The organism is Halanaerobium sp. MA284_MarDTE_T2, from assembly GCF_003337245.1.
In the GTDB taxonomy this organism is placed as follows: Bacteria; Bacillota; Halanaerobiia; order Halanaerobiales; family Halanaerobiaceae; genus QPJE01.
The window spans coordinates 1-22,488 of record NZ_QPJE01000019.1 but is presented as its reverse complement, the minus strand read 5'-3'; the positions used below and the strand labels follow the sequence as shown (position 1 = coordinate 22,488).

General features: G+C 28.6%; 25 protein-coding genes. 20 read left to right on the top strand and 5 right to left on the bottom strand.

Annotated features, from left to right (window positions below; genetic code table 11):
- The first annotated feature begins 11 nt into the window (after nt 1–11).
- The 20 genes from rfbD to DFR78_RS08640 all read left to right on the top strand — a co-directional run bounded on the left by rfbD (nt 12) and on the right by DFR78_RS08640 (nt 19,314).
- Nucleotides 12–851 carry a dTDP-4-dehydrorhamnose reductase gene (gene rfbD, locus DFR78_RS08730; RefSeq protein ID WP_114458459.1) on the top strand — a complete coding sequence of 280 codons (840 nt, stop codon included), beginning with the start codon at nt 12–14 and terminating at the stop codon, nt 849–851.
- Complete coding sequence (locus tag DFR78_RS08725) at nt 844–1,608, top strand: glycosyltransferase family 2 protein (RefSeq protein ID WP_114458458.1); 765 nt, start codon at nt 844–846, stop codon at nt 1,606–1,608. The genes rfbD and DFR78_RS08725 overlap by 8 nt, the downstream gene beginning before the upstream one ends.
- A 22-nt stretch (nt 1,609–1,630) precedes the next feature.
- Nucleotides 1,631–2,707 carry a mannose-1-phosphate guanylyltransferase gene (locus DFR78_RS08720; RefSeq protein WP_114458457.1) on the top strand — a complete coding sequence of 359 codons (1,077 nt, stop codon included), beginning with the start codon at nt 1,631–1,633 and terminating at the stop codon, nt 2,705–2,707.
- Between the two features lie 238 nt (nt 2,708–2,945).
- On the top strand, nt 2,946–4,244 hold the full coding sequence (locus DFR78_RS08715; protein WP_114458456.1) for an HD domain-containing protein: 1,299 nt from the start codon (nt 2,946–2,948) through the stop codon (nt 4,242–4,244).
- Nucleotide 4,245: 1 nt separating this feature from the next.
- Complete coding sequence (locus DFR78_RS08710) at nt 4,246–4,791, top strand: hypothetical protein (protein WP_114458455.1); 546 nt, start codon at nt 4,246–4,248, stop codon at nt 4,789–4,791.
- Nucleotides 4,792–5,191: 400 nt separating this feature from the next.
- A complete protein-coding gene (locus tag DFR78_RS08705) occupies nt 5,192–6,220 on the top strand; it encodes a nucleoid-associated protein (RefSeq protein WP_158531745.1) in 1,029 nt (342 codons plus the stop codon).
- A gap of 11 nt (nt 6,221–6,231) precedes the next feature.
- Nucleotides 6,232–7,776, top strand: coding sequence for a hypothetical protein (locus tag DFR78_RS08700; protein ID WP_114458453.1), 1,545 nt, complete (start codon nt 6,232–6,234; stop codon nt 7,774–7,776).
- Between the two features lie 69 nt (nt 7,777–7,845).
- Nucleotides 7,846–8,013 carry a hypothetical protein gene (locus DFR78_RS12020; RefSeq protein ID WP_199505591.1) on the top strand — a complete coding sequence of 56 codons (168 nt, stop codon included), beginning with the start codon at nt 7,846–7,848 and terminating at the stop codon, nt 8,011–8,013.
- A 19-nt stretch (nt 8,014–8,032) separates the two neighbouring features.
- Nucleotides 8,033–8,770, top strand: coding sequence for a hypothetical protein (locus DFR78_RS08695; protein WP_199505590.1), 738 nt, complete (start codon nt 8,033–8,035; stop codon nt 8,768–8,770).
- Nucleotides 8,748–9,149, top strand: a complete 402-nt coding sequence (locus DFR78_RS08690) for an ASCH domain-containing protein (RefSeq protein WP_114458452.1) — start codon at nt 8,748–8,750, stop codon at nt 9,147–9,149. Before DFR78_RS08695 ends, DFR78_RS08690 begins: the two co-directional genes overlap by 23 nt.
- Nucleotides 9,150–9,204: 55 nt before the next feature.
- Complete coding sequence (locus DFR78_RS08685; protein WP_114458451.1) at nt 9,205–12,798, top strand: SIR2 family protein; 3,594 nt, start codon at nt 9,205–9,207, stop codon at nt 12,796–12,798.
- A gap of 248 nt (nt 12,799–13,046) precedes the next feature.
- Complete coding sequence (locus DFR78_RS08680; protein ID WP_114458450.1) at nt 13,047–13,700, top strand: hypothetical protein; 654 nt, start codon at nt 13,047–13,049, stop codon at nt 13,698–13,700.
- 14 nt (nt 13,701–13,714) lie between these two features.
- Nucleotides 13,715–14,221 carry a hypothetical protein gene (locus DFR78_RS08675; protein ID WP_114458449.1) on the top strand — a complete coding sequence of 169 codons (507 nt, stop codon included), beginning with the start codon at nt 13,715–13,717 and terminating at the stop codon, nt 14,219–14,221.
- A 4-nt stretch (nt 14,222–14,225) separates the two neighbouring features.
- Nucleotides 14,226–14,681 carry a hypothetical protein gene (locus DFR78_RS08670; RefSeq protein ID WP_114458448.1) on the top strand — a complete coding sequence of 152 codons (456 nt, stop codon included), beginning with the start codon at nt 14,226–14,228 and terminating at the stop codon, nt 14,679–14,681.
- Nucleotides 14,682–14,809: 128 nt separating this feature from the next.
- The gene (locus tag DFR78_RS08665) at nt 14,810–15,313 is read left to right on the top strand and encodes a nucleotidyl transferase AbiEii/AbiGii toxin family protein (RefSeq protein WP_114458447.1); all 504 of its coding nucleotides are present in this window, start codon (nt 14,810–14,812) and stop codon (nt 15,311–15,313) included.
- 242 nt (nt 15,314–15,555) lie between these two features.
- Nucleotides 15,556–15,906, top strand: a complete 351-nt coding sequence (locus DFR78_RS08660) for a helix-turn-helix domain-containing protein (protein ID WP_158531744.1) — start codon at nt 15,556–15,558, stop codon at nt 15,904–15,906.
- 2 nt (nt 15,907–15,908) lie between these two features.
- A complete protein-coding gene (locus DFR78_RS08655) occupies nt 15,909–16,679 on the top strand; it encodes an ImmA/IrrE family metallo-endopeptidase (protein WP_114458445.1) in 771 nt (256 codons plus the stop codon).
- Nucleotides 16,651–17,208: a hypothetical protein gene (locus DFR78_RS08650; protein WP_114458444.1), complete on the top strand. Its 558-nt coding sequence runs from the start codon at nt 16,651–16,653 to the stop codon at nt 17,206–17,208. The genes DFR78_RS08655 and DFR78_RS08650 overlap by 29 nt, the downstream gene beginning before the upstream one ends.
- 327 nt (nt 17,209–17,535) lie before the next feature.
- The gene (locus DFR78_RS08645; protein ID WP_114458443.1) at nt 17,536–18,903 is read left to right on the top strand and encodes a sugar transferase; all 1,368 of its coding nucleotides are present in this window, start codon (nt 17,536–17,538) and stop codon (nt 18,901–18,903) included.
- Between the two features lie 225 nt (nt 18,904–19,128).
- Entirely contained in the window at nt 19,129–19,314 is a 186-nt protein-coding gene (locus DFR78_RS08640; protein WP_114458442.1) for a YvrJ family protein, read from the top strand.
- 46 nt (nt 19,315–19,360) lie between these two features.
- Here DFR78_RS08640 and DFR78_RS08635 read toward each other — a convergent pair whose 3' ends face one another.
- The 5 genes from DFR78_RS08635 to DFR78_RS08615 form a co-directional block, all read right to left on the bottom strand.
- Nucleotides 19,361–19,681, bottom strand: a complete 321-nt coding sequence (locus tag DFR78_RS08635; protein WP_114458441.1) for a homing endonuclease associated repeat-containing protein — start codon at nt 19,679–19,681, stop codon at nt 19,361–19,363.
- A 38-nt stretch (nt 19,682–19,719) separates the two neighbouring features.
- On the bottom strand, nt 19,720–20,271 hold the full coding sequence (locus DFR78_RS08630; protein ID WP_158531743.1) for a replicative helicase loader/inhibitor: 552 nt from the start codon (nt 20,269–20,271) through the stop codon (nt 19,720–19,722).
- Between the two features lies 1 nt (nt 20,272).
- A complete protein-coding gene (locus tag DFR78_RS08625) occupies nt 20,273–21,193 on the bottom strand; it encodes a hypothetical protein (protein WP_114458439.1) in 921 nt (306 codons plus the stop codon).
- A gap of 377 nt (nt 21,194–21,570) precedes the next feature.
- Nucleotides 21,571–21,927 carry a helix-turn-helix domain-containing protein gene (locus tag DFR78_RS08620; RefSeq protein WP_114458438.1) on the bottom strand — a complete coding sequence of 119 codons (357 nt, stop codon included), beginning with the start codon at nt 21,925–21,927 and terminating at the stop codon, nt 21,571–21,573.
- Nucleotides 21,928–22,113: 186 nt separating this feature from the next.
- Nucleotides 22,114–22,338 (bottom strand): hypothetical protein, encoded by a 225-nt coding sequence (locus DFR78_RS08615; RefSeq protein WP_114458437.1) that lies wholly within the window; start codon nt 22,336–22,338, stop codon nt 22,114–22,116.
- Between the last annotated feature and the right edge of the window lie 150 nt (nt 22,339–22,488).

Genomic DNA, 22,488 nt, shown 5'->3' with positions numbered 1-22,488 from the left:
AGGTGTGAAAAATGAAAATACTTGTTACCGGATCTAAAGGTCAGCTTGGAAAAGAATTATTAAAGCTATACAGTGATCAGAATATTACTGGTGTTGATATAGATGAGATGGATATAACAAATGCAGAAGAAACAGTCAACTTAATTAGAGAGTTAAACCCTGACATAGTTATTCATGCTGCTGCAATGACTGATGTAGATGGCTGTGAAAAAAATGAAGGAGCAGCTTATAAAGTTAATACTTTAGGAACAAGAAATGTTGCTCTGGCCTGCCAGAAAGCTAACTCAGAAATGCTTTATGTTAGCACTGATTTTGTTTTTGCTGGAGATAAAGATGAAAATTATAATGAATTTGATATCCCTTCTCCCTTAAGTGTTTATGGGAAAAGCAAATTGGAAGGTGAAAAGCTGGTTAAAGAACTTTTAAATAAATTTTATATAGTTCGTACTGCCTGGTTGTATGGTGATGGTCATAATTTTGTTAAAACAATGTTATCTCTTGCAGAAAATAAAGATAGTTTAAATATTGTAAGCGACCAACAGGGTACTCCAACTTTTGCTAAGGATTTAGCTATTGCTATTTCTAAAATAATTGACTCTGGATTATATGGAACTTATCATGTTTCAAATAGTGGAAGCTGCAGCTGGTATGATTTTGCAAAAAAGATATTTGAAATAAAAGGTATTGATATAGTAGTTAATCCTACGACTGCTGAAGAATTTGGTAGTCTTGCTGAAAGACCAGCTTATTCTGTGATGGATAATTTCGCTCTTGAGAGTCAGGATATTTATAAGATGCGGGAATGGGAAGAAGCTTTAAAAGATTATTTAGTTGGTGAAAAAGATGTTTGATATTACAATGTCAATAGTTACTTATAACAACGAAAAAATAATAGGGAAGACTATCAAAAGTATTGTAGAACATATTTATGATGTTAATTATAAAATTTATGTTATTGATAATAACTCAACTGATAGAACTTGTGATATAGTTAAAGAAATTGATGGAAATATTGAGCTTATTGAAAACGCTGATAATGAAGGTTTTGGTAAAGCCCATAATAAAGTTCTCAATAGGTTAAATTCTAAATATCATATAGTGGTAAATCCAGATATTGTTATTGAAAATAAAGTTATAATAGATATGTATAATTATATGGAACAGAATCAAGATGTTGGCTTATTAACTCCTCTAGTTAAAGGGGTGGATAATGAAATCCAATATCTTGCCAAAAGAGAAGTTACCTTTATTGATTTGTTAATCAGAAGATTTCTGTCAGGTTTTTTCAAAAAAAGGCAGGATTATTTTGAAATGCGAGATACAAATTATAATAGTTATTTTAAAGTTCCATACGCGACAGGTTGTTTTATGTTTTTCAGAACAGATATTTATAAGGAATTAGAGGGTTTTGATGAGAACTTTTTTATGTATTTAGAAGATGCCGATATTACCAAAAGAGTAAATAAAATTTCTAAAACTATATTTTTTCCTGATAATTATGTTATTCATGAATGGCAGCGAGGATCTCATAAAAGTTTTAAGTTAACCTGGGTTAATATTGAGTCTTTATTTTATTATTTTAAAAAATGGGGATTTAAATTATATTAATTATATTTGGAGTTGATTTCAAATGATAACAGCTTTAATTATGGCTGGAGGAGAAGGAACTAGATTCTGGCCTTTAAGCAGAAAAGACCATCCCAAACAGTTTTTAAAGTTAAATGACAATCAAAAAACAATGCTGCAGGAAACTGTAGAAAGAATAAATGAACTTGTTCCTTTAGAACAGGTTTTTATTGCAACTAATGAAGCCTATCAAAAAGCAATCAAAAAACAATTGGATGGTATACCTTCAGAAAACATAATTGTAGAACCAATGAAAAGAAATACAGCTGCCTGTATAGGTTTATCTTCAGTAGTAATTGAAGATAAATATCCTGGATCAACAATGATTGTTTTACCGGCTGACCATTTAATTAAAGATCAAAAAAGATTTGTAGATATTTTAAGAAAATCAATTATGACTGCAGCTACTGGTAAAAACTTAGTTACTATTGGTATAGAACCAACTCATCCAGAAACAGGTTATGGCTATATTCACTTTGGTGATCAATTACATACTATAGATGGAGATCAGGTGTTTGAAGTTCGTAACTTTACTGAAAAACCTGATTTAAGCACTGCTAAAGAGTTTTTAGAAGAAGGAACATATCTCTGGAACAGTGGGATGTTTATCTGGCAGTTAAGCAGTATTCTAGCTAATATAGAGAGACATTTACCTGAGATGTATCAGTCCTTAGAAAGAATAAAAAATGCTTTAGGAACAGATTTAGCTAAAAAAGTAATTAGAGATGAATTCGAAAAGATGCAGAGTGTTTCCATTGACTATGGAATTATGGAAAAAGCAGATGATATCTTTGTTATTCCTGGTTCTTTTGGCTGGGATGATCTCGGCAGCTGGCCGGCTTTAGAAAGAGTTAAAAAAGTAGATGCTGATGGTAATGTAGTGATCGGTAAACATTACGGGATAGATACTACTAACTCTATTATTCACAGTCCAAATAAAGTAGTAACTACTATTGGCCTTGATGATGTAGTGATAGTTGATACTGAAGATGCTATTTTAATCTGTGATAAAAAGCGAGCCCAGGAAGTTAAAGAGATCAGAAATATTTTGGAAGCAGAAGGTCTTGAGGATTGTTTGTAAAAAAAATTGATAATTTTCTAAGAGTTGATTTAATTATGTTAATGTATTATAATAACTCCAATTATAATAATTAGTGGGCTGTCATTTGTTTATGTGGTAGACTACCTTCCATTAGATTAGTTAATGAGGAGAGTTAATCGGAAAATTTATTTTCAGAAAATTAAAAATAAACTTGCTTTTTGTGAACATTTGTTTTATAATTTGTTTATAAATTAGTTAATGTGAAAGGGGAAATTATATGAATCTAACTCATGAGATTAGAGACCCTATACATACTTTTATTAAACTTTCTTCGGAAGAAAGAAAAGTCTTAGATTCTCCACAATTTCAGCGTTTGCGCTATATTCACCAATTAGCATTAACATATCTAGTTTATCCAGGAGCGACTCATAATCGCTTTGAACATTCATTAGGTGTCATGGAACTGGCAAGTAGAGTTTATGATGTTGTCACTGATCCTGAAAATATTCATAATGAAATAAAAGATAAATTCCCGGAAGTAAATGATTCAGTCAAAAGGAATTATTGGAAAGAAGTTATTAGAATGGCTGCTTTATGTCATGATCTTGGTCATATTCCCTTTTCACATGCAGCAGAAAAAGAACTTATGGAAGAAGGCTGCAGTCATGAAACTTTTACTGCAAATATCATAGATGAGCTTGAAGGAATCTGGCAGGGAATGACTCCACCTTTGAGAACAGATGATATCAAAAAATTAGCAGTCGGGCCTAAAGAACTGCCTGACCTTACTTTTTCAGACTGGGAAAGCATCTTAACAGAAATAATAACTGGTGATTCTTTTGGTGTAGATAGAATTGATTATCTTTTAAGAGATTCTTATCATGCTGGGGTTGCTTATGGAAATTTTGATCATTTTCGTTTAATTGATACCTTAAGAATTTTACCCAAAGAATATGCAGATACTGAAGAACCAGCACTGGGGATTGAAATTGGAGGTATTCATACAGCCGAATCTTTATTACTGGCCAGATATTATATGTTTACTCATGTTTATATGCATCGAGTTAGAAGAATTTATGATATTCATTTAAAAGATTTTATGAAATCCTGGTTAGGGAAAGATAAAATTACTGACGATCTGGATTTTCATTTAAATTTAACTGATAATAAAATCTTAGTTGTTATGCGGGAAGCATTAAACAATGAGGATAAACCAGGTCATAAGGATGCAGAAATAATTTTAGAAAGAAATCACTTTAAAGTATTATATTCTCCTAATCCGGGCGATATGGAGATTAACATTGATCCAAACACAGCTATTTATGAAGCTGCCAAAGAAGAATTTGGGAAAGAGAATGTTAGAGCTGATAGTTATCATCCTACCGGAGGTACATATGATTTTCCTGTTTTATTAAATAACGGAGAAGTTGAATCTTCTGTTAACATATCTGATGCTTTAAATAATATTCCAGTTGTGAAAGTGGATTTTGTTTTTATAAATTCTGATTTAAAAAAAGATGCAGATGAATGGTTAAAAGCTAATAAAAAGGCAATTTTAAAGGAGGATGATATTTAAAATGTTAAATATCCAGGAAAAGAAGGCTTTAACTGTTGCTTTAATTCGTAAAATGCAGGATGCAGGCAGCTGGACTGGAGAAACTCATATACAAAAATGCACATATTTTTTGGAAGAATTTTTCAATATAGATTTAAACTACGATTTTATTTTATATAAACATGGTCCATTTTCTTTTCATTTAAGGGATGAACTTGGTGCTTTAAGGGCAGATGATTTTATATTAATGGAACCCCGTAGACCTTTTGGTGCTTCATTTAAACCGAGTAAAAGAGCTGATTTATTGGAGAACAAATATAATGATTTAATTAGAGAATATGATAGAGAACTTAGTTTTGTAGTTGACAGATTAGCTAATAAATCTGTTAAAGAACTTGAAAAGGTAGCAACTGCTTTATATGTTAGAAATACTGAAGGTGTTACTGACAATATTGACATTGCAAAAAAAATTGTTGAATTAAAACCACATGTTAGTTTAGAGGATGCTAAATCTGCAGCTGAGGAATTAGAACAATATGATAACGAAACAGAAAACTCACTAATCTGAAATTAAATTTAGCTGGGGATGTGAATGTCAAATAATATTTTACACTTTTGCTTGACAAAAGCAACTACTCTCACTGGAGGCATAAAATCTGGTGAGAGTTTTTTTATTTTGGTGAAGCCGAGTACTTTCATAAATTTTAGCGCTTAAGGCTGCAGGGAAGCTTAATTTGCAATTTTATAAGGTTGCTATTTTGCTATGAATATTAAATAATGGCAGGAAAACTTATAAATATAGAGAAATATAGTAATAGCTTAAAATTAGCTTAAATGTAAAGATTATTATAAAAAGGTACATATGGACATTATATTGATCATTTGATACTAAAAAAAGCAAAAGAAAAATTGATAATAACGAACAAATGTATTATAATGAATTCAACAGGGGAGGCATAAACAAAAAGATGAGAAATATTAAAGAGCCGGTAATAAAAAATGCTATATTACATATATTAAATAATAGAGAAGAATTCAAGAAAATGAGTGATTACACTCTGGAATTAGATGATAAAATAAAAGAATTTATAAAAAAGCATATTTTAAAATCTGTTAATGATGACAAAACTAGGGCAGCTAAATTTGAAGGAGAAAATAATTCCGTTAAAATAAGTTGTAATAATATTTTTGAAAATCCAGATACATTTGTAAAAAGTAGTAAAGAAATCGCGAATCAGTTATTTATATCTATGTCAAATAAAACAATATCTCCGGCTGATTTAATTGTGGTTAGCTTTGAATCTAATAATAATAATTATTTAGCATTATTAAAAATGGATTATAATGAAATTTATATACATGATGTTAAAGAAACTGAAGATGGAAAAACAAAAACAAAATTAGTTGTTGATGAAAGAAGTAGTCTCCCCAACTTAAATCAGAAATTACAAAAATCAGCATTTATTCAACCTGAAAATAATGATAATAATTTTGATATTGTTATATTAGATAAACAGACCAATTCTAAGTCTGCTGATAAAGATATTGCTCAGTTTTTTCTAAGGAATTTTTTAAATGCAAAATTAGAAAAAGATGATAAACATAAAACCAGAGTATTTAAAAATTCTACAATTGATTTTGTAAATGAAAAGTATGAAGACAGTAAAGAGCGCGAAGAGATTATTAGTTATATGTATAATACCCTGGAAAGAAAATCTCAAATAAATATTAGAGAGTTTTCTGATGTAATATCTGAGGAAAATCAAGAAGAATATGTTGAATTTTTAATATCAGAGGATATAGGAGATTATGAATTTAAACCTGATGAAGAAATTATTAATAATAAAAAAGTAGTAATAAAAACCAGAGAAGATATTCAAATTAGACTAGATAAAGTTTTATATGATGAGGAAAGATATATCAAAGTTAAATCTCTGGAAGATGGCGGTTATGAGATTTCTATTAAAACTGATAATTATGATTATAATATTAAATAGGTGGTGTTTATATGAGAGATTTAATGAAAATTATAAAAGATATCTTAGATAAATTACCTGATACTGCCTATAATGAAGATGATGAATATTTAGAAATAACAAGTCAATTAACCGGGAATGAAATTAATGAAATATTAAATATTAATTATGATGAACTTTTTGCACTATTAAAAAAAGCTGTTACTATCCATATAAATACAAGCGAAATTAGTGGTAGAAATAAAAGCTTTAATACCATTACTTATAATAAAGAGAAACTGGATACTTACACCGAACGACTTGAAAGGTATACAGATACTAATTTTGAGTTTAAAATTAGTATTGATAAAAATAAATTTTTAAAGAAAAGAAATCATAATATTTCTAATGGAAAAAGTTATTTATTTTTCTTTGAAGATAAACTAAAAAGTTGGCTCAATGACATTAGCTACAGTGAATTATGCAGATACTTTTCTAAAGACAACTGGATTTTACTATTGGAGAATGAAATTGATTTATCAAATAGTTATTTTAAAATTTTAGGCGGAAATAATTTAGATCAGTTAGAAATTAAATCTAATGGAGATACAAAAAATTTAAGTTATAAAATCGAAAAGCAAAAAGAAAATTGCTACTATAGTTCATTATCCAATTTACCACCAGATATTTTTTATTTTTTTGATAAAAGTCTAACTAATGATCTTGAAAAGTGGTTAATTAATTATTTTAATAAAATTGTTTTAAAGACAATATTTATTTTTATTGCAAATAGACTGGAGGAAAGAGAAGGAAAAAAGTTTATTGTTATTGAAGGGTACAAAATAATCAAAATTAATATAGATAAAATTGATAAGTTAGATATTGCTGCAGATGATATAAAAATAGCAATGGATTTATATAATTGGATCTATGATGTTAAAATTCCCGATAGAATAGAAATTGTAAGAAATGTTATAACTCGAAACTCCAGCTTGTCAAAAACTGAGAATATTTTCGAAAAGTTTTTAAATAATATTGAGAATATTTATAACTCATCTAGGAGCATTTTTAAAACTTATATTCAAGATAAAATGAGAGTCTATTTTGAAGAAAGAAATAATATTGAATTGCAAATTTATGATAGGATTAAAGATTTGGATAGTGAAATAAAGGAATTAATGAAAGTGCTTACTAGCAATATATTGGGAGTAGTTGGTGCAATTATTACTGTATTATTATCATATCTGACTAGGAATATACCCGTTAACTTTATAAAATTAATAATGGTTGGATCTGGAATTTTCATAGTTTTTAATACTTTATATCATTCAATTTATATCTGGGGAAATAGAAAACATATTATTTATACTTATGAAAATTTTAAAGATCATTGCAAGTCAATTTTAGATGAAGATGAAATCAATAAAATTACAGGTGAAAATAATGATGACAGGAGTATAATGGATAAAAAGAATATGATGTTTAATGCTTATTTTTGGATAAATATTTTCTTGTCTATTATTTTTTCGATTTCATTAATATGTTATGGGATTAATTTGGATATGTTGTTGGAATTATTGAAATTTTCATTACAATAAGAAGGAAAAATTATACTAATCTAGAAATATAATTTAACAGATCACAAAAATATTTCTGGGAGGTATAAAATGAGCAATTATCTTAAAGTAAAAAAGTTTAGTGAAATTGACATTAATGATCCTTTTTTTGATTCTTTAAAATCTGATTATGCTGGTTTTGAAGATTGGTTTTCTAGAAAGGCAGAGAAAGAAGCTTATATTCTAGAAGATAACGGAGTTCAGGGCTTTTATATTTAAAAAGGCCTTTGATCATGCAGTGAAACTCAATTCTGATATTGTATATGTTACAGTTTTTGAAAAATATCGGGCACTTGTTAATTTGTTTTTGAAATATGGATTTAAAGAACATGGACAAAAAGAGTCAGTTAACGGGACTGAATTAGTATTAACTAAAGAATTTGAAGACCAGGGCGATATTTTATTAAATTATCCGCTTGTCAAGAGTAGGAATAACAATAAATTTATATTATCAATTCGTCCTGAATTTCATAGCAAGATGTTTCCAGATTCACTTTTAAATAATGAGAACTTTGATTTGCTAGAAGATAAAACCCATACAAATAGCATTCATAAGATTTATATTTGCAAAATGAGTGGTGTTAGAAATATTAGATCAGGTGATATTATAGTTATCTATAGAACTACGGATAGGAAGTTTCAGGCTAAATGGCGTTCAGTAGTAACTTCTATAGCGGTAGTTGAGGAAGTAAAAACTGGAAGTGATTTTGTTGATTTAAATGATTATCTTAATTATACCAGTGATTACAGTATTTTTAATGAAAGCGAATTAAGAAGTTATTATAGAGATTTTGATCCGCTATATGTAATAAAAATGACCTATAATATTGCTCTGGAGAAAAGATTAATAAGAAAAAAATTAATTGAAGAACTTGGAATTACTTCTAACTACTGGGGAGTAGTTAGATTAACTGATCAACAATTTAAAGATATAGTAAAGGAAGGTCAAGCCGATGAAAGCCTTATTATCGATTAAACCAGAATTTGTAGATAAAATTATTTCTGGAGAAAAGAAATATGAGTATAGAAAAAGAATTTTCAAACAGAAAATAGAGTCAGTTGTCATTTATTGTACTATGCCGGTAGGTAAGATTATTGGTGAATTTACCATTGATAAGATAATTAATGATACCCCTTTAAATATCTGGTCGGAGACAAAGAATGAATCTGGTATTGGGTTTGATTATTTTAGTGATTATTTTAAAGATAAAGATCAGGGTTATGCGATGAAAATTGATAAATTAAACCTTTACGAGAAAGCTGTTTCTAGAGATAGTTTAAGTAATTTCACTGCACCACAATCTTTTAAGTATGTGGATGATGATTTTATTCAAAAAAATTCGGTTGTAAAGTAAAAAAGAATAGATAGAGTAATCTTTAACTTTAAAAATTTATTAAAAGGAAGATTCTATGATTATTAATGATATTGAATTACCTGAAAAATTATTGAATAGTTTAGAAAATAATCAACTTGTTATTTTTGCTGGTAGTGGTGTTTCTAAAGGGCCACCATCAAATTTCCCTTTATTTGAGGGATTGGTAGATAGCATAAAATCTAAAAGTGATTCTGAACTCAAAAGAAAAGAAAATGAGTCTCCTGATTCATATTTGGGAAGACTTAAATATCAAGATATAGCAGTTCATGAAATTGCTAGAGATATTTTCAGTGATTCTTCATCGAAACCTAATAAATTGCACAGAAATATTATTAAATTATTTGAAAAAGAAAATTCTATAAAGTTAGTAACTACTAATTTTGATCCTCATTTCACAACAGCATTTAAAGATATTTATGGAGAAGAGATTCAACCATATTATGCTCCTGCACTTCCAAGAGGAGAAGATTTTACTGGGCTAGTATATTTACATGGAGCAGTTGAAGTAGATAATTCGAGAACTAATTTAATTTTAACTGATGAAGATTTTGGACAGGCATATTTTACCCAGGGTTTTGCAAGAGAATTTGCAATAAAATTATTTGAAACTTATAATGTACTATTTATCGGTTATAGTTTGAATGATGTTGTTATGAGGTATTTAACAAGAGGAATGCCTAATAAAAAAGCTCATTTTGCTCTTATTGAAGACGGAAGCGGGAAAGAAATTGAGGAACTTGGTATTAACCCTATTTTATATCCTAATACTCCAACTCACAAAGACCTGTATCTACTTCTTGATAAATTAGTTGAATTTAAAAAAATGGATTTTTTCGATCATCGCAAAAGACTATTTGATATAGCAGATAAAGAATTTGATCAAGTAGGAAAAGAAGAATTTAACTATTTAGAAACAGCAGTTAAGTTAGATAATAACCTGAAAATTTTTCTTGATGAAATTGAATCTAATTGCTGGCTTAATTGGTTTTATAATAATAATTACCTGGATGATTTATTTAATAGTAAAGAGAGATTAACGGATGATAAATTATTGTTTGCTAATTGGATCAGTAATAATTTTTTAGTTAAAAATACAAATCAGGTTTTAGAAATATTAAATAAAGAAAAGGAAGAACTTAATCCAGATTTTGCTCAAAAATTATTGTTTAAACTATCAAAAAATAGTGACATGTTTTCTAAAAATGATTTAGGCTATCTAATAATCATTCTTGAAAAAAATTTGAAATCTAACAATTTAGTTAGAAATAGTTTTATTGATATTTTGTCAGGTGTTATTGAGCATAATTCTGAAGGGGATTATGATCAGATAATTATAAATATCATTGATTATGTTTTAGAGATAAGATTAGTAACTCAAAATATGCCTCCCTTTACCTTTGATGAGCATGATGAAATGAATTGGGAATTACAGTCTAAGATAATATTAGAGTTAGATGAGTATAATTGCAAACTTTTACTAGAATTAATGGGGAAAATAATCTCTAATAATAACTATAATTTAATTTTAGCTTTAAAAAATATTATAAAAAAGAAATTAGAAAAATCTTTTACTCTGCTATCAGCTTGTGGAGCAGCTGATAATAAATCTTCTGCATTATCTTTTATGATTGATGATATAAAAGAAACCTCAAAAGAGGATATTAAATATAATAATATAAATCTTTTTATTCTGTTAGGTAGAGATATTTTAGAATATATCAAAAATGAAGACTCTAAACATCTAATTACTGTTTTAAATGACTGGATTAAAAGCAATTCCCACTTAATCCAGAGATTATCTATTAATATGATGAATAAAGTTGATGATTATTCTTTTGATAAGAAAATTAACTGGATACTTAATAATTTTCTTTTATATTCCCCAATGGTAAATGCTGAACTTTATGATTTAATAAAAGAGTGTTATAAAAATAGTGATAATGAAAGTAGAAAAAAATTATTAGAAAATGTTATCAGTAATGATAAACTTTCAGATTTTAAAGATAAAGAAACTGCTGAATTTGCAAAATTTGATCTGCTAACTTATATAGTAGAAGAGGATCAAGAATATCAGTTAATTGAAAATGAAATCAGCAGGATTATATTAAATTATCCAGAATTCGAAGGTGAAAGGAGCCACAGTTCTAAACATATGGAAATAAATAGTGAAACTATGCAGTTTAAAAGTCCTTTTACTGAAGAAGAAATTAGCAATATGGCGTCTGAAGAAGTATTTGATATTATTATAAACTATGACTTCGATAGAGATTATTTCGAGAGTAAACATAGTTTTTATTTAGAAGCAGAAAAAGCAGCCAATGAAAACAAAAAATTTGCTGTAAATTTACTGGATTATTATAATTCTAATTTGGAAGATCTAAAGGATGATAATTTTATAATTTATCTTTTTGAAGCTTTAAAAAAAGAAAATTATAGTGATCAAGATTTAAAAAATATAATTAGTAAACTATTAAAGATTGAAATTCAATCTGGACAAATTAATAAGAGATTACTATTACTGCTTAAATATTTATTAAATAATTATAAAAGTAACCTGATTAATGAATTAAGTGATGATCTAGACCAACTGATTGATAGGATTTGGACTGATTTTGAAATTACCATTACTAAAGAAGAAATTGCTGATGATACTTTAAGTTATTCAGATACTCTAATTAGTAGAATAATTAATCTATATCTGGAAATAATAAAAATAAAAAATGAGGATAAACCATACAGTAAAAAGAGTTTTATGGGTTATGAGGAAATTTTGACTAAAATAATTTCTGGAGAAGATTCTAAAAATCAATTAGCAAAGATAACTCTTTCTAAAAATATTAGTTTTTTATTTGAGATTGATTCTTCCTGGGTTAAAGAGAACTTATTGATATTATTTAGCTGGAAGAACGATGTTGAAACAGCACGTATATGTTGGAAAAGTTATATTCTAGGTAATATCGGATCAGAAAAATTAACCCAAAAACTATTGTTTTATATAAAAGGCTGTTTCAAGAAATTTAATTTAGAGTCAGAAGATCCTAAAAGATTTTTTGCTTATCGTTTTGCAGAAATAATTTCTTTTTTCATTAGTAACCCTATGGAAAATGATTGGATGAAGAAATTCATCAATAAAGCAGATGATGAATTAAAGAAATATTTTTTGCAGCATATTTCAGTTAAATTGGATAATGGTACTTACAAGTTTAGAGAAACAATTTGGGAGAATTGGCTTAAAGATTATAGTTTGGAAAGGATCAGTTCGTATTCAAATATGAAATCTAAAGAATTTGAACAGCTTATTCGTCTTTTATTTTTAACAGAAAAAGAAGAGTATATTTCAGAAATCATAAATAGAATTAAGAATTTAGATGAAGAATTTGATATTAGTCTTAATTCTTTTTATAGAGAATTTACTGAAAATAAAATGTTTAATAATATGCCAGAGTTGTCTGTAGATTTGTTAATATGTTTATTTGAATACGATAAACCTTCAGTTTTATATTGTTCAGATTTAGTGGAGCTTATTGAGAATGGTGATGTTGATTATAAGAAATCTTCAAAAATGAGAGATTATCTGGATAAGTTATCTCAGATTTGTCCTGGGCGAATAAGAGCTATGGATATTTAAAAAATCATTATTAAACTGTGTTTCAGCTCTAATTTAGTCAGAGTTTTTTGCTCGGCAGGACAGTAGAACTGAATAATATATCAGTCGCTAATTAAATAATGGAATTTTTTTGAAATAGATATTGATTGCAGTCTTTATTTGAGGTATAATTTAATAAAGGTTGTAATTGTAATTTATCGATATAATTTTACAGACTGCATTATTTACTAAGCTTTTATAATGCTAGTTTAAACTTAGGGGGAAAAGCTATGGATGCTAATATCCAGCAGGTACAGGTGGTATTATTTTATAATTTTTGGAAGTCATCTAATCTTTTTAAAATAGCTGATTCTTTTGATAAAAGTTTTGCTAATATATTTGATGGCGGGCAAAAATCAGTTCTGCCAGTAAATGATCAGACCCCTCCTGAAGTACCTCGAATTATTATGTCTTCACAGGATGGAGAATATCAGTTTCAGCTGAGTTTGCTTCGTGCTAACTTTATTATCCAGGGTGAAGTTTCTTCTAAAATTAATAAAGCAGTTGATTTTGCTAAAAAAATTGCAGCAGTTTCGCTTAACGATTATAACTGGTCGATTAATAGAATTGGGTTAGTAATTAATGCTAAAAAAGAATTTAATAATAATGCTTTAAAATTTTTAGATAAGCATTACTTCAGCAATAATTTACAGAGCCAGGAAAAACAGAAAGAAATTCATTCATTGATTGAAGATGTCTGGGAAGATGAAAAAGTTAATCAGTGGCTGCGTTTAAAAGCTGATGCTAATTATTTGAATATTGTTGTAGATAGAAATCTAGTTCCAGATGATGATAGGGATTTAAGTAAAAGTGATATCTTTCAATACTTAGAAATCTCCAGTGAAAAAATTAAAGAAATAATTAGTAATTTACCGGATCAGTAAGGAGGTAGAATATAATGGAAAGAACAACTTCAAAATTGCCTGAAAATTATTCAATTAATAATAGTATTTCTTATGTAAGTGAGTTCTTTGATTACAGCAATTTAACTGCTCAGATAAGAGATAATATAAATTCTTTTCAGCGTATTACAGAAGGGTTAAAAATTACTGACCAATTTAATTTTTCTACTTCAAATTTACTAAAAAATTTATCTAATATTTATAAGGTACAAACTACCGTAGCTGAAGAAGAGAAAGAAATAAGTATTGTAGTTAGTTTGTTTTCAAAAATAGATAGAGTAGAATCTATTTATGCTAAATATGATAATGGCTATTATGACATTAAAATATTTACTACGAATGATAAATATGATGCTGAACTTATGGAACAGTTATTTAACATTGAAGATACTATTTTTGAAGTAATGGGAACTGAAAATTTTAACTTTGAATATTTACCTGCTAAATATCTTAGCCCCAAAGACGTTTTATCTGAAAAATATTATATAATTTTTAAAGGGTGATTGGATGGCAGCTGAAAAGGAACATCTTAAACAGGCCTGGCATAATACAATTTTAAGTAAAGAATTATCTGATCAAAAGCAGGTTCACTATCGTGATTGGGTAATCACGGTAAGTTTTTATGCTGCACTGCATTTTGTTGAGGCGTGGTTATCAACTACTGAAATGGTAAGTGCTGTTAAATATAAGAATAGCAATAATGTTAAAAAATCCATTCATAAGATTAGATCTGATCTAGTAAAAAAGAATACAAATAGAAGCACTGCTCATAGTTATAAACAATTATATACCATGTCAATGCAGGCCCGGTATTTAATGAACAATGGAGCAATTGCAGCTTATAATTATTTTGATAATTCAGATGCTGAGCGGGCAGTAAGTGATTATCTAGTTAATATAATATCTTATTTCAATTATAATGACTCTCAAGATGAATTTGAGATATCTGATATTTTAAATTGAACTCTCATTAGAACTTAAAGTTTCTAGTGGGAGTTTTTTATTTTACCTCAACAAAGTGCTCCCTGTGTTGCAGTGAGTTTTTGAGAAATAATAGGGAATTTTAGTTTGCAACTTACTGGAATACTACTTTGCAATTCCCGGGGATTTTATTATACAACAAATATACAGCCAGGATACCTTTGAAAATAGACTTAACAACAGGAGATAAATTGACTCCATCTGAAATCAATTATAGATATCAATTATTATTTGAAGATAAAAAAATTGAAATTTTATCTTATAATTTAGAGACTTTACTGGCAGAAAAATTGGAAACTATAGTTAGCAGGTCAAAAACAAACACTAGAATGCGTGATTTTTACGATATATATATTTTAACTTTAGAACTTAAAGAAAAGATAAATATAGAATTGTTAGCAGCTTCTTTAACTGAAACGGCTAAAAATCGAGGGACTTATAAAGCTATTAAGAACGACAAAAATATAATCATTGATATTTTCAAAAGTGATATTATATTAAGTCATTGGAATAGATATAGGAATAAATTTCAATATGCAAAGGAAATCGAGTTTTCTAATTTGGAAGAACAGATAATTAATTTATGGAATGCAATTGAAGATAATTATAGATAAAACCAAAGAAAAGTTTATTAATTATTGTAAGTGTGAATGTCAAATAATATTTTACACTTTTCGTTCATTAAGATTTTAAATCTTGTACTGCAATAATAGGGAATTTTAGTATTAAACAAATAATTTTATATAAATATTCTACAAAATATTATAAAAAAATGTTGTATTTTTGTAACTATAATGCTACAATTAAACTATAATAAAATGATAATGTAATAATATAAAACAAAGGGGTGGGTATATTGGCTTCCAAATTAACTTTTACTGAGATTGGAAAAAGGCTTAAAGAGGCTCGTGAGTCATCTGCTTTTACACAGTCAGAAGTTGAAGAATTGACGGGTATTAATAGAGTAACTATTTCTAACATTGAAAGAGGACAGAAAAAAATTGATTCTTTATTACTAAAAAAATTGGCTGATCTTTATGGTTATTCTTTAATGTATTTTTTAGAGGAACCGGAGGAGTTTGAGGAAATATCTATTGCTTTTAGAACTGATGGTCTTAACGATAAAGAAAAAGAAAATATAAACTGGACAAAAAAATTATTATTTAATTTCAATGATCTTCAGGAAATAATGAAAGAAGGTGATTAATTATGCCCAATTTATTAGAGCAAAAAGCCAAAATACGAGCTAATCAAATAAGAGAAAAACTTGGATTTTTTAAAGAACCGGTTACTAATATTTTTGAACTAATTGAATCATTAAATATTTTATTAACCAAAAAACCTTTAAACAACTCTTCAATATCTGCTTATTTTCTCCATTATAAAAACAACTATTTATTTTTTATAAACAGTGCCCATACTCTGGGGCGACAGCATTTTTCAGCTGCTCATGAAATTTATCATTATTATTTTGATAAAGAATTAAACGGGACTATTTGTGATACTTTTAAGTTTAAAAATCAAAGGAATGAAAGTGAAACTCTAGCTGATTATTTTGCTGTTCATTTTTTAATGCCTGAAGATGGAATATATAAATTTTTTAATATTGTAGGTGATCAAGTAATTAATATCAATAAAATTATTAAAGCGCAAAATTATTTTAAAGTTAGTTTTAAAGCGATGTTGGTTAGATTAAAAGTTTTAGAATTAATAGATGAAGATCAATATAATGAGTTTTCTAATATTCATTTAAATTCTACCTTTGCTAAACTTGGATATTCTAGAGAGTTAATTCTTCCTACAAATGATATTTATATACCTCAGAGTTATCTTGAAATATTAAATGACAATTATGAACAAAATAAAATAACAGAAAATGCTTATAAAGAATATTTAGCTGATGTTGGTTTATCAATCAAAGACATACTGGTAAAGGAGGAGGTCGAGGATATTGTTGAAGAATCCTCCTTTGATTATTGATAACTGTGTTCTAGGCAATCTTTATTCTGCTGATGGACTTTATTATTTACTTCCTTTATTATATAAAGATAACATAATTATTCCAACCCATGTACTTGAAGAAGCTACTTTAAAATCTGAACTTTATACTGAATTAACAAAAATGATTGAAGAAAAAGTATTTAAAATTTATCAAATTACTAAGCTAAATGAGATTAGAAGATTTGCTAAACTTGAAAGAAGGTTTAAAGACAATGGAGAATATCAGGCAAAAGGAGAAGCTGCAGTATTAACTATCGCTGAAATTTTTTCTGGAACAGTATGTAGTGATAATCTTAGTGATGTTATGCCATACATTAAAAGGCATAATATGCCATTGAAAACAACTTTGAGTATTATATATGATGCTTATCTAGAAGATTATATTAGTTATAAAAAAGGAAATAATATGATTAGAAAGATTATTAGTCAGGGGAATAGAATTCCAGTTACTAATTTTCAGCAGATTCTAGATTGGTTTGAAAATGGGAAAGGAAAACCTATTTATTGATAATTATCTAGCCAAATGTTGTAATTATTCCACGGAGCGCTCAGATCATGTCTATTGAAAATATTAAATTTTTATCATTTTAGTATACATTGCAATTGCTATTGTCAAGCGAAAAATGTACCACCCGATTTATTTAGAACTTTGTCGAATTAAATATTACTTTAGATTGTTACTCTCACTAATATTTAAAAATTATGGTGGGAGTTTTTCATTTCATAACCGCTATTTTTGTTGAATCCATTGAATTACCTTGTTATTTAAAGTATAATAAAAGCGAATACAGATGTAATTTCTTATTCGTTAGCGATCTACAAACAGGGGGATATTATGAAAACTAAGGAATTAATTATAAACACTATCCGCATTATCGGGGATGTTATTTTCGTTAATTTAGCTTTTTTGCTGGCTTTTAAACTGCGTTTCATTGGGGGAATACCAGCTCAAAACTACAATGACTATTTAAATATCATTCCATACACTTCAATATTTTCTGTGCTTTTATTCCAGATGTATAACCTCTACAGCAATCAGTTAAAAAGAAGATTAGATGAAGTATTCTATACCTTTATCCCCGCAACCTTTATCATTGTCCTATTTACAGGTGCAGTTACTTATCTAACTCATTCTTTAGCCTTCCCGCGCTCAGTTTATTTAATGTCTTTTCCTGCCCTTTTTGTAATTATGGTTAGTTGGCGTTATTTAACAATTGCCTTAGAGCGCCTGATTTCTAAAAAAGAAGAGATTATTGTTGTTGGTCGGGGAGAAAATACGGCTAAATTGATTAAAAACATAGTTCATTCGATGCATAAAAGTTATAACATAAAAGATGTAATAATAGATGATCCTGATTATCTTAAAGATTTAGATTTTGTAGATTTTAATTTATCCACTGATTTAAATAATCTAGAAGAAAAATTAATGGAGATGGAGGCAGATATAATATTTGTAGCTTCCAATTTAAATGAAGCTGAAAAGAAAGCTGCCTTTTATGCAGCTTTAGAGAAAGGCTGGGAAGCATCTTTGGTACCAGAATTTTATGAGATTATGCTATCCGGCTCCAGACTGGAGCAGATTGGAGAAATGCCTGTTTTTGAGATTGTTCCACCTCACAATTCTATAGGTTTTTTCTTTAAGCGTTTAACAGATATTTTACTTGCTTCAATTGGTTTAATTTTGAGTTTGCCCTTAACTCTGCCGGCTGCTATAGCTGTAAAACTGGAAAGCAGAGGCCCCCTCTTTTTTACACAGGAACGGGTAAGTCGCCGGGGAGAAAAATTTAAAGTCTATAAATTTAGGACAATGGTTAATAATGCAGAGGAAAATACAGGGCCTGTCCTGGCTCAAAAAAATGACAGCAGAGTAACTAAAATAGGTAAGTTTTTAAGAAAGACCAGAATCGATGAGATTCCACAGCTGCTCAATGTTTTAAAGGGAGATATGAGTTTGGTTGGTCCGAGACCGGAAAGGCCACACTTTGTAGGACAGTTTGAAAAAGAAATACCTTATTACAAATACCGCCACTTTATAAAAACAGGGATTACAGGTTTAGCTCAGGTTTATGGTTATTATGATACAGATGCTGAAGATAAGCTAAGAATGGATCTCTTATATGCCAACAAGCGGTCATTTGTCTTTGACTTAAAGATCTTATTAGAAACTCTAAAAGTTATTTTTATGGGGCATAAGGCAAATTAGTTTCAGGAATTAAATTTGCTGCATAATTAGTTAATTTTTACTGAAAAACTATGTTTAATAAATTATATTAAATCTTGTCCAAAACATTAGAAAGGTTTAACGCCCTGCTGTGCCGCCATACTGCCGCAAACAGTTGTATATCAGCTTTAAATGTCCATATACCTGGTTGAAAAATACCGTTCTTACTGATATCCTTAAATCAAACATAAGTTTAGGGGTGATCAGGTGGAAGAAATATTTAAACTTGTCAGTACTTATGGTTTTCCGATGGTTCTTTCCGTATATCTTCTCTTAAGATTTGAACCACTTATCAAAGAATTAAAAAATTCAATTGATACACTAATTATGGTAACAAATCTGCAGCACGAAAATAAACTAAAAGATATCAGCAAATATAAAAATTTTAACTAAAAAGGGAACTCCCTCATGATGGGGGAGTTTTTTAATGCTGAAAAGATTATTTATCATTTTGAAATTCCAAAAATAAATCTGCTTCTTTTTTACACTCCTCCACATCTCTATCACAATTCCTTGGATTTTTAACACAAAATTCACAAATTAGCCTATCAATTTTATTCTTATTTTTAAATCTATCTCTTACTTTTTTCAGTTCTTTAACTTTATCCAAATCACCAAATCTTCTCTTATATGTACGATATGAAGGCATATCCGGATCTTTTTCTATGTTTTTTACTGATGGAATATCTTTAATTTTTTCTGCTTTTTCAACATATTTTTTTATCAAATATTTTCTTGAGTAATGATAATTTTGGGACACATTTAATCCTCCTAAAAACTATCTGATGGAACAGGTTTTTATTCAAGGTAATTCTGATCACAGTCATCATTTAACTTTTTTAAATTTTCTTTTACAGATTCCGGCAGATAATTATATTTCCTGTACCTTTCTGCAATGCTGTCATAAATTTCAACAAATTGTTTTCTGACATAAGAACTATTAGCTTTACTGTGGCAGATAGCTCTAAATCCTCCAAAATTCTTAACAGCTTCTTGTACTTTTTCCGGCAGAGAATTCATCCCTTCATCCGGCTTGTAATAGCCGTACTTTCTTACTGCTTTAAGCACCAATTTCCATGCCTCATCACCTGTTATTTTATCTTCAGCAGGAGTTACAATATCTTCAGCCTCTTTAACAATAGCTCCAACACTGGGAGGCCAGTCTGAATTATTTACAGCCAGCTTTTTAGCTGCAGTTAAAATTAATCTATCTTCATATCTTTCCAGAAATTCATGCCACACTTCAACCATCATCTCTGTCTGCTTCTGCCCTTTAAGTGGAAATTTCATCCTTTGAGCATAGGCGTGGCTTAAAAAGGTCAAAAGCTTTACAACATTTGTTTTTTTCATCTCAACTTCCCTCCTCTTCTTTTTTGGCACCAGCATAAACAGCCTGAAGAATGCTGATTTCCTCATCTTTTTTGAAATTTTCAGCTCTTTTCATCTTGTTTTCAAGCTTAATGATCTGCTTGCGCAGCTTCCCTGGACTCAAAATATTTGTTTTCCAGAAATCATCCTGCTGACAGAAGTTGATAATATTCCAGATTTCTTTCCAGCTGTAGCCCTTGTTCTCATTTTCAACTGCTCCAACAGGACCAAGTCGGTGAAGTCTTTCCAGCTCTGTACACCAGTCAGCCATTTTTTTATCAGCCGGATCTTTTTTTGGTGTTCTTGCACGAGGATTATTTTCTAAAATCAGATCGATAAACATAACTGCTGTTTTGAAGGGCATTGATTTCCGGTCGAATTTTAAATTTTCAACCTGCTGATCTCGTTCTGATTTCGAATCAGAACATTTATTTTTTATTTGAGTTTGAGTTTGTTCTTGAGTTAGAGTTAGAGTTTGAGGTTCCCCGAACCGTTCCACTAACCGTTCAAAAAAAGACTCTTTATACTTTTTAGCACTTGCAATAAATTCATTTAACAAATAAGTTTTAGGCAGCCTTTCCAGCCACTTTATTGCAGACTTTTCCTGATTGGGATTATCTGGTGCATTATATTTTAAGGACTTTGTTATAAAAAGGATCTTGGCTTCTTCATCATATTTTATAAAATCATCTTCTAACAGTTTAGTAAACGCTTTGTCCAACCGTTCTTTTCCCATATCTAAATCAGCCGCAATATATTCTTTAGGAAGCCGGAAAATACCTTCAGTCATTTTGTGGGGACAGCTTAATAGATATACAGCAAGCAGTTTTGTATCCAGATCCCATTTTATAACCTTCTCATCTGTCCAAAAGTCATTTGAAATAACGTTGTACCTATACTTCATATTTTTACCAGCACCTCCATTATTTTATTAATATTATAGCAGATATTATATTTTCTTTCAATACCATTTTATAGAAAAATATATAACTTTTTTATCTTTTTATGTCGATTAATAGTTTTTTAAGAAGAAAAATATCTAAAATTTAAAAAATATCAGCAAATAAAAAAGTTCTCTACTCATTTTAGCTAGAGAACAAATAAATATACAATATAAGATTTTTTTATTTTTCATAATAGATAAGCTGATTTTTTAATCTCCAGATAATCAATTCTGCTATTTTCTGCATCACTTTCATAGTGGGGAATAATATATTGATACAGGTACATTATTGCCCAGCCCTCCGGCTTTCGATTTAAATAAAAAAAATTCTTATTATATTAAATCCCAAACTTTTTATTTATATATTTGTTTAAATCCTTTATTTGATCAGAATCCAGTTTATTTATTTTTTCCATTACTTTTTTAAATTCAGGATTTTTATGAAATCTTGAATATAATGAAATAAAATCATCATTAGTCAGCCAGTTATCCATTTCATCTTTTTCTCCCAGGAGAAAACTAACATTAACATTTAATGCCTCTGCAATGTCTTTTAATCTCTCCAATGAAGGATTACTGCGATTGTTTTCAATATCACTTAAAAAGGTATGAGAAATTCCAACTTTACTAGCTAATTCCCGTAAAGAATAATTATTCATTTTCTGAAGCTTTTTTATTCTTTCTCCTAAATTCATTTACTCACATCCTAGAAAAAAGTAGTTAAGCCTACAAAAAAAACTAGAAAATTTGTAACGGGAAATTTTATTTATCCTTTTCATAAACCAGAATATCTCCTACCTGACAGTCAAAAAATTAACATAGAATTTCCAGCTAAAGTTCTATATTAACACATAAAATGTCACGAAATATAACCATAAAAATTATTTTTCTGTTTCAATAAATTTAATTAACCTTTTATAGAAGTTAATATTATTTGAATCCATTTTTCTCATTTCATTAAACAAAGATTTAAGTTCTTTATTATTTAAAATTTCTTCAGAAATCTTATTTTCACTAGCAGTATAGTTATCATAATCAGGAGCAAGTAAAGAATCAATACTGCAGTCTAAAGCATCGGAAATTTTATGTGAATGAAAGTTCAACAATCTTATAAGTTTCACCTGGGGCCATGGGCCGGGAAGTTTACTTTTCCCGGCCCTATTTTTTGTGTGCTCCGTAAATTATTCTGATAATAGGTGAAAGTCCTATCTATGTTGTGGCATGTATCATGTAGAAGTCAACAGTGACAGGGTGTT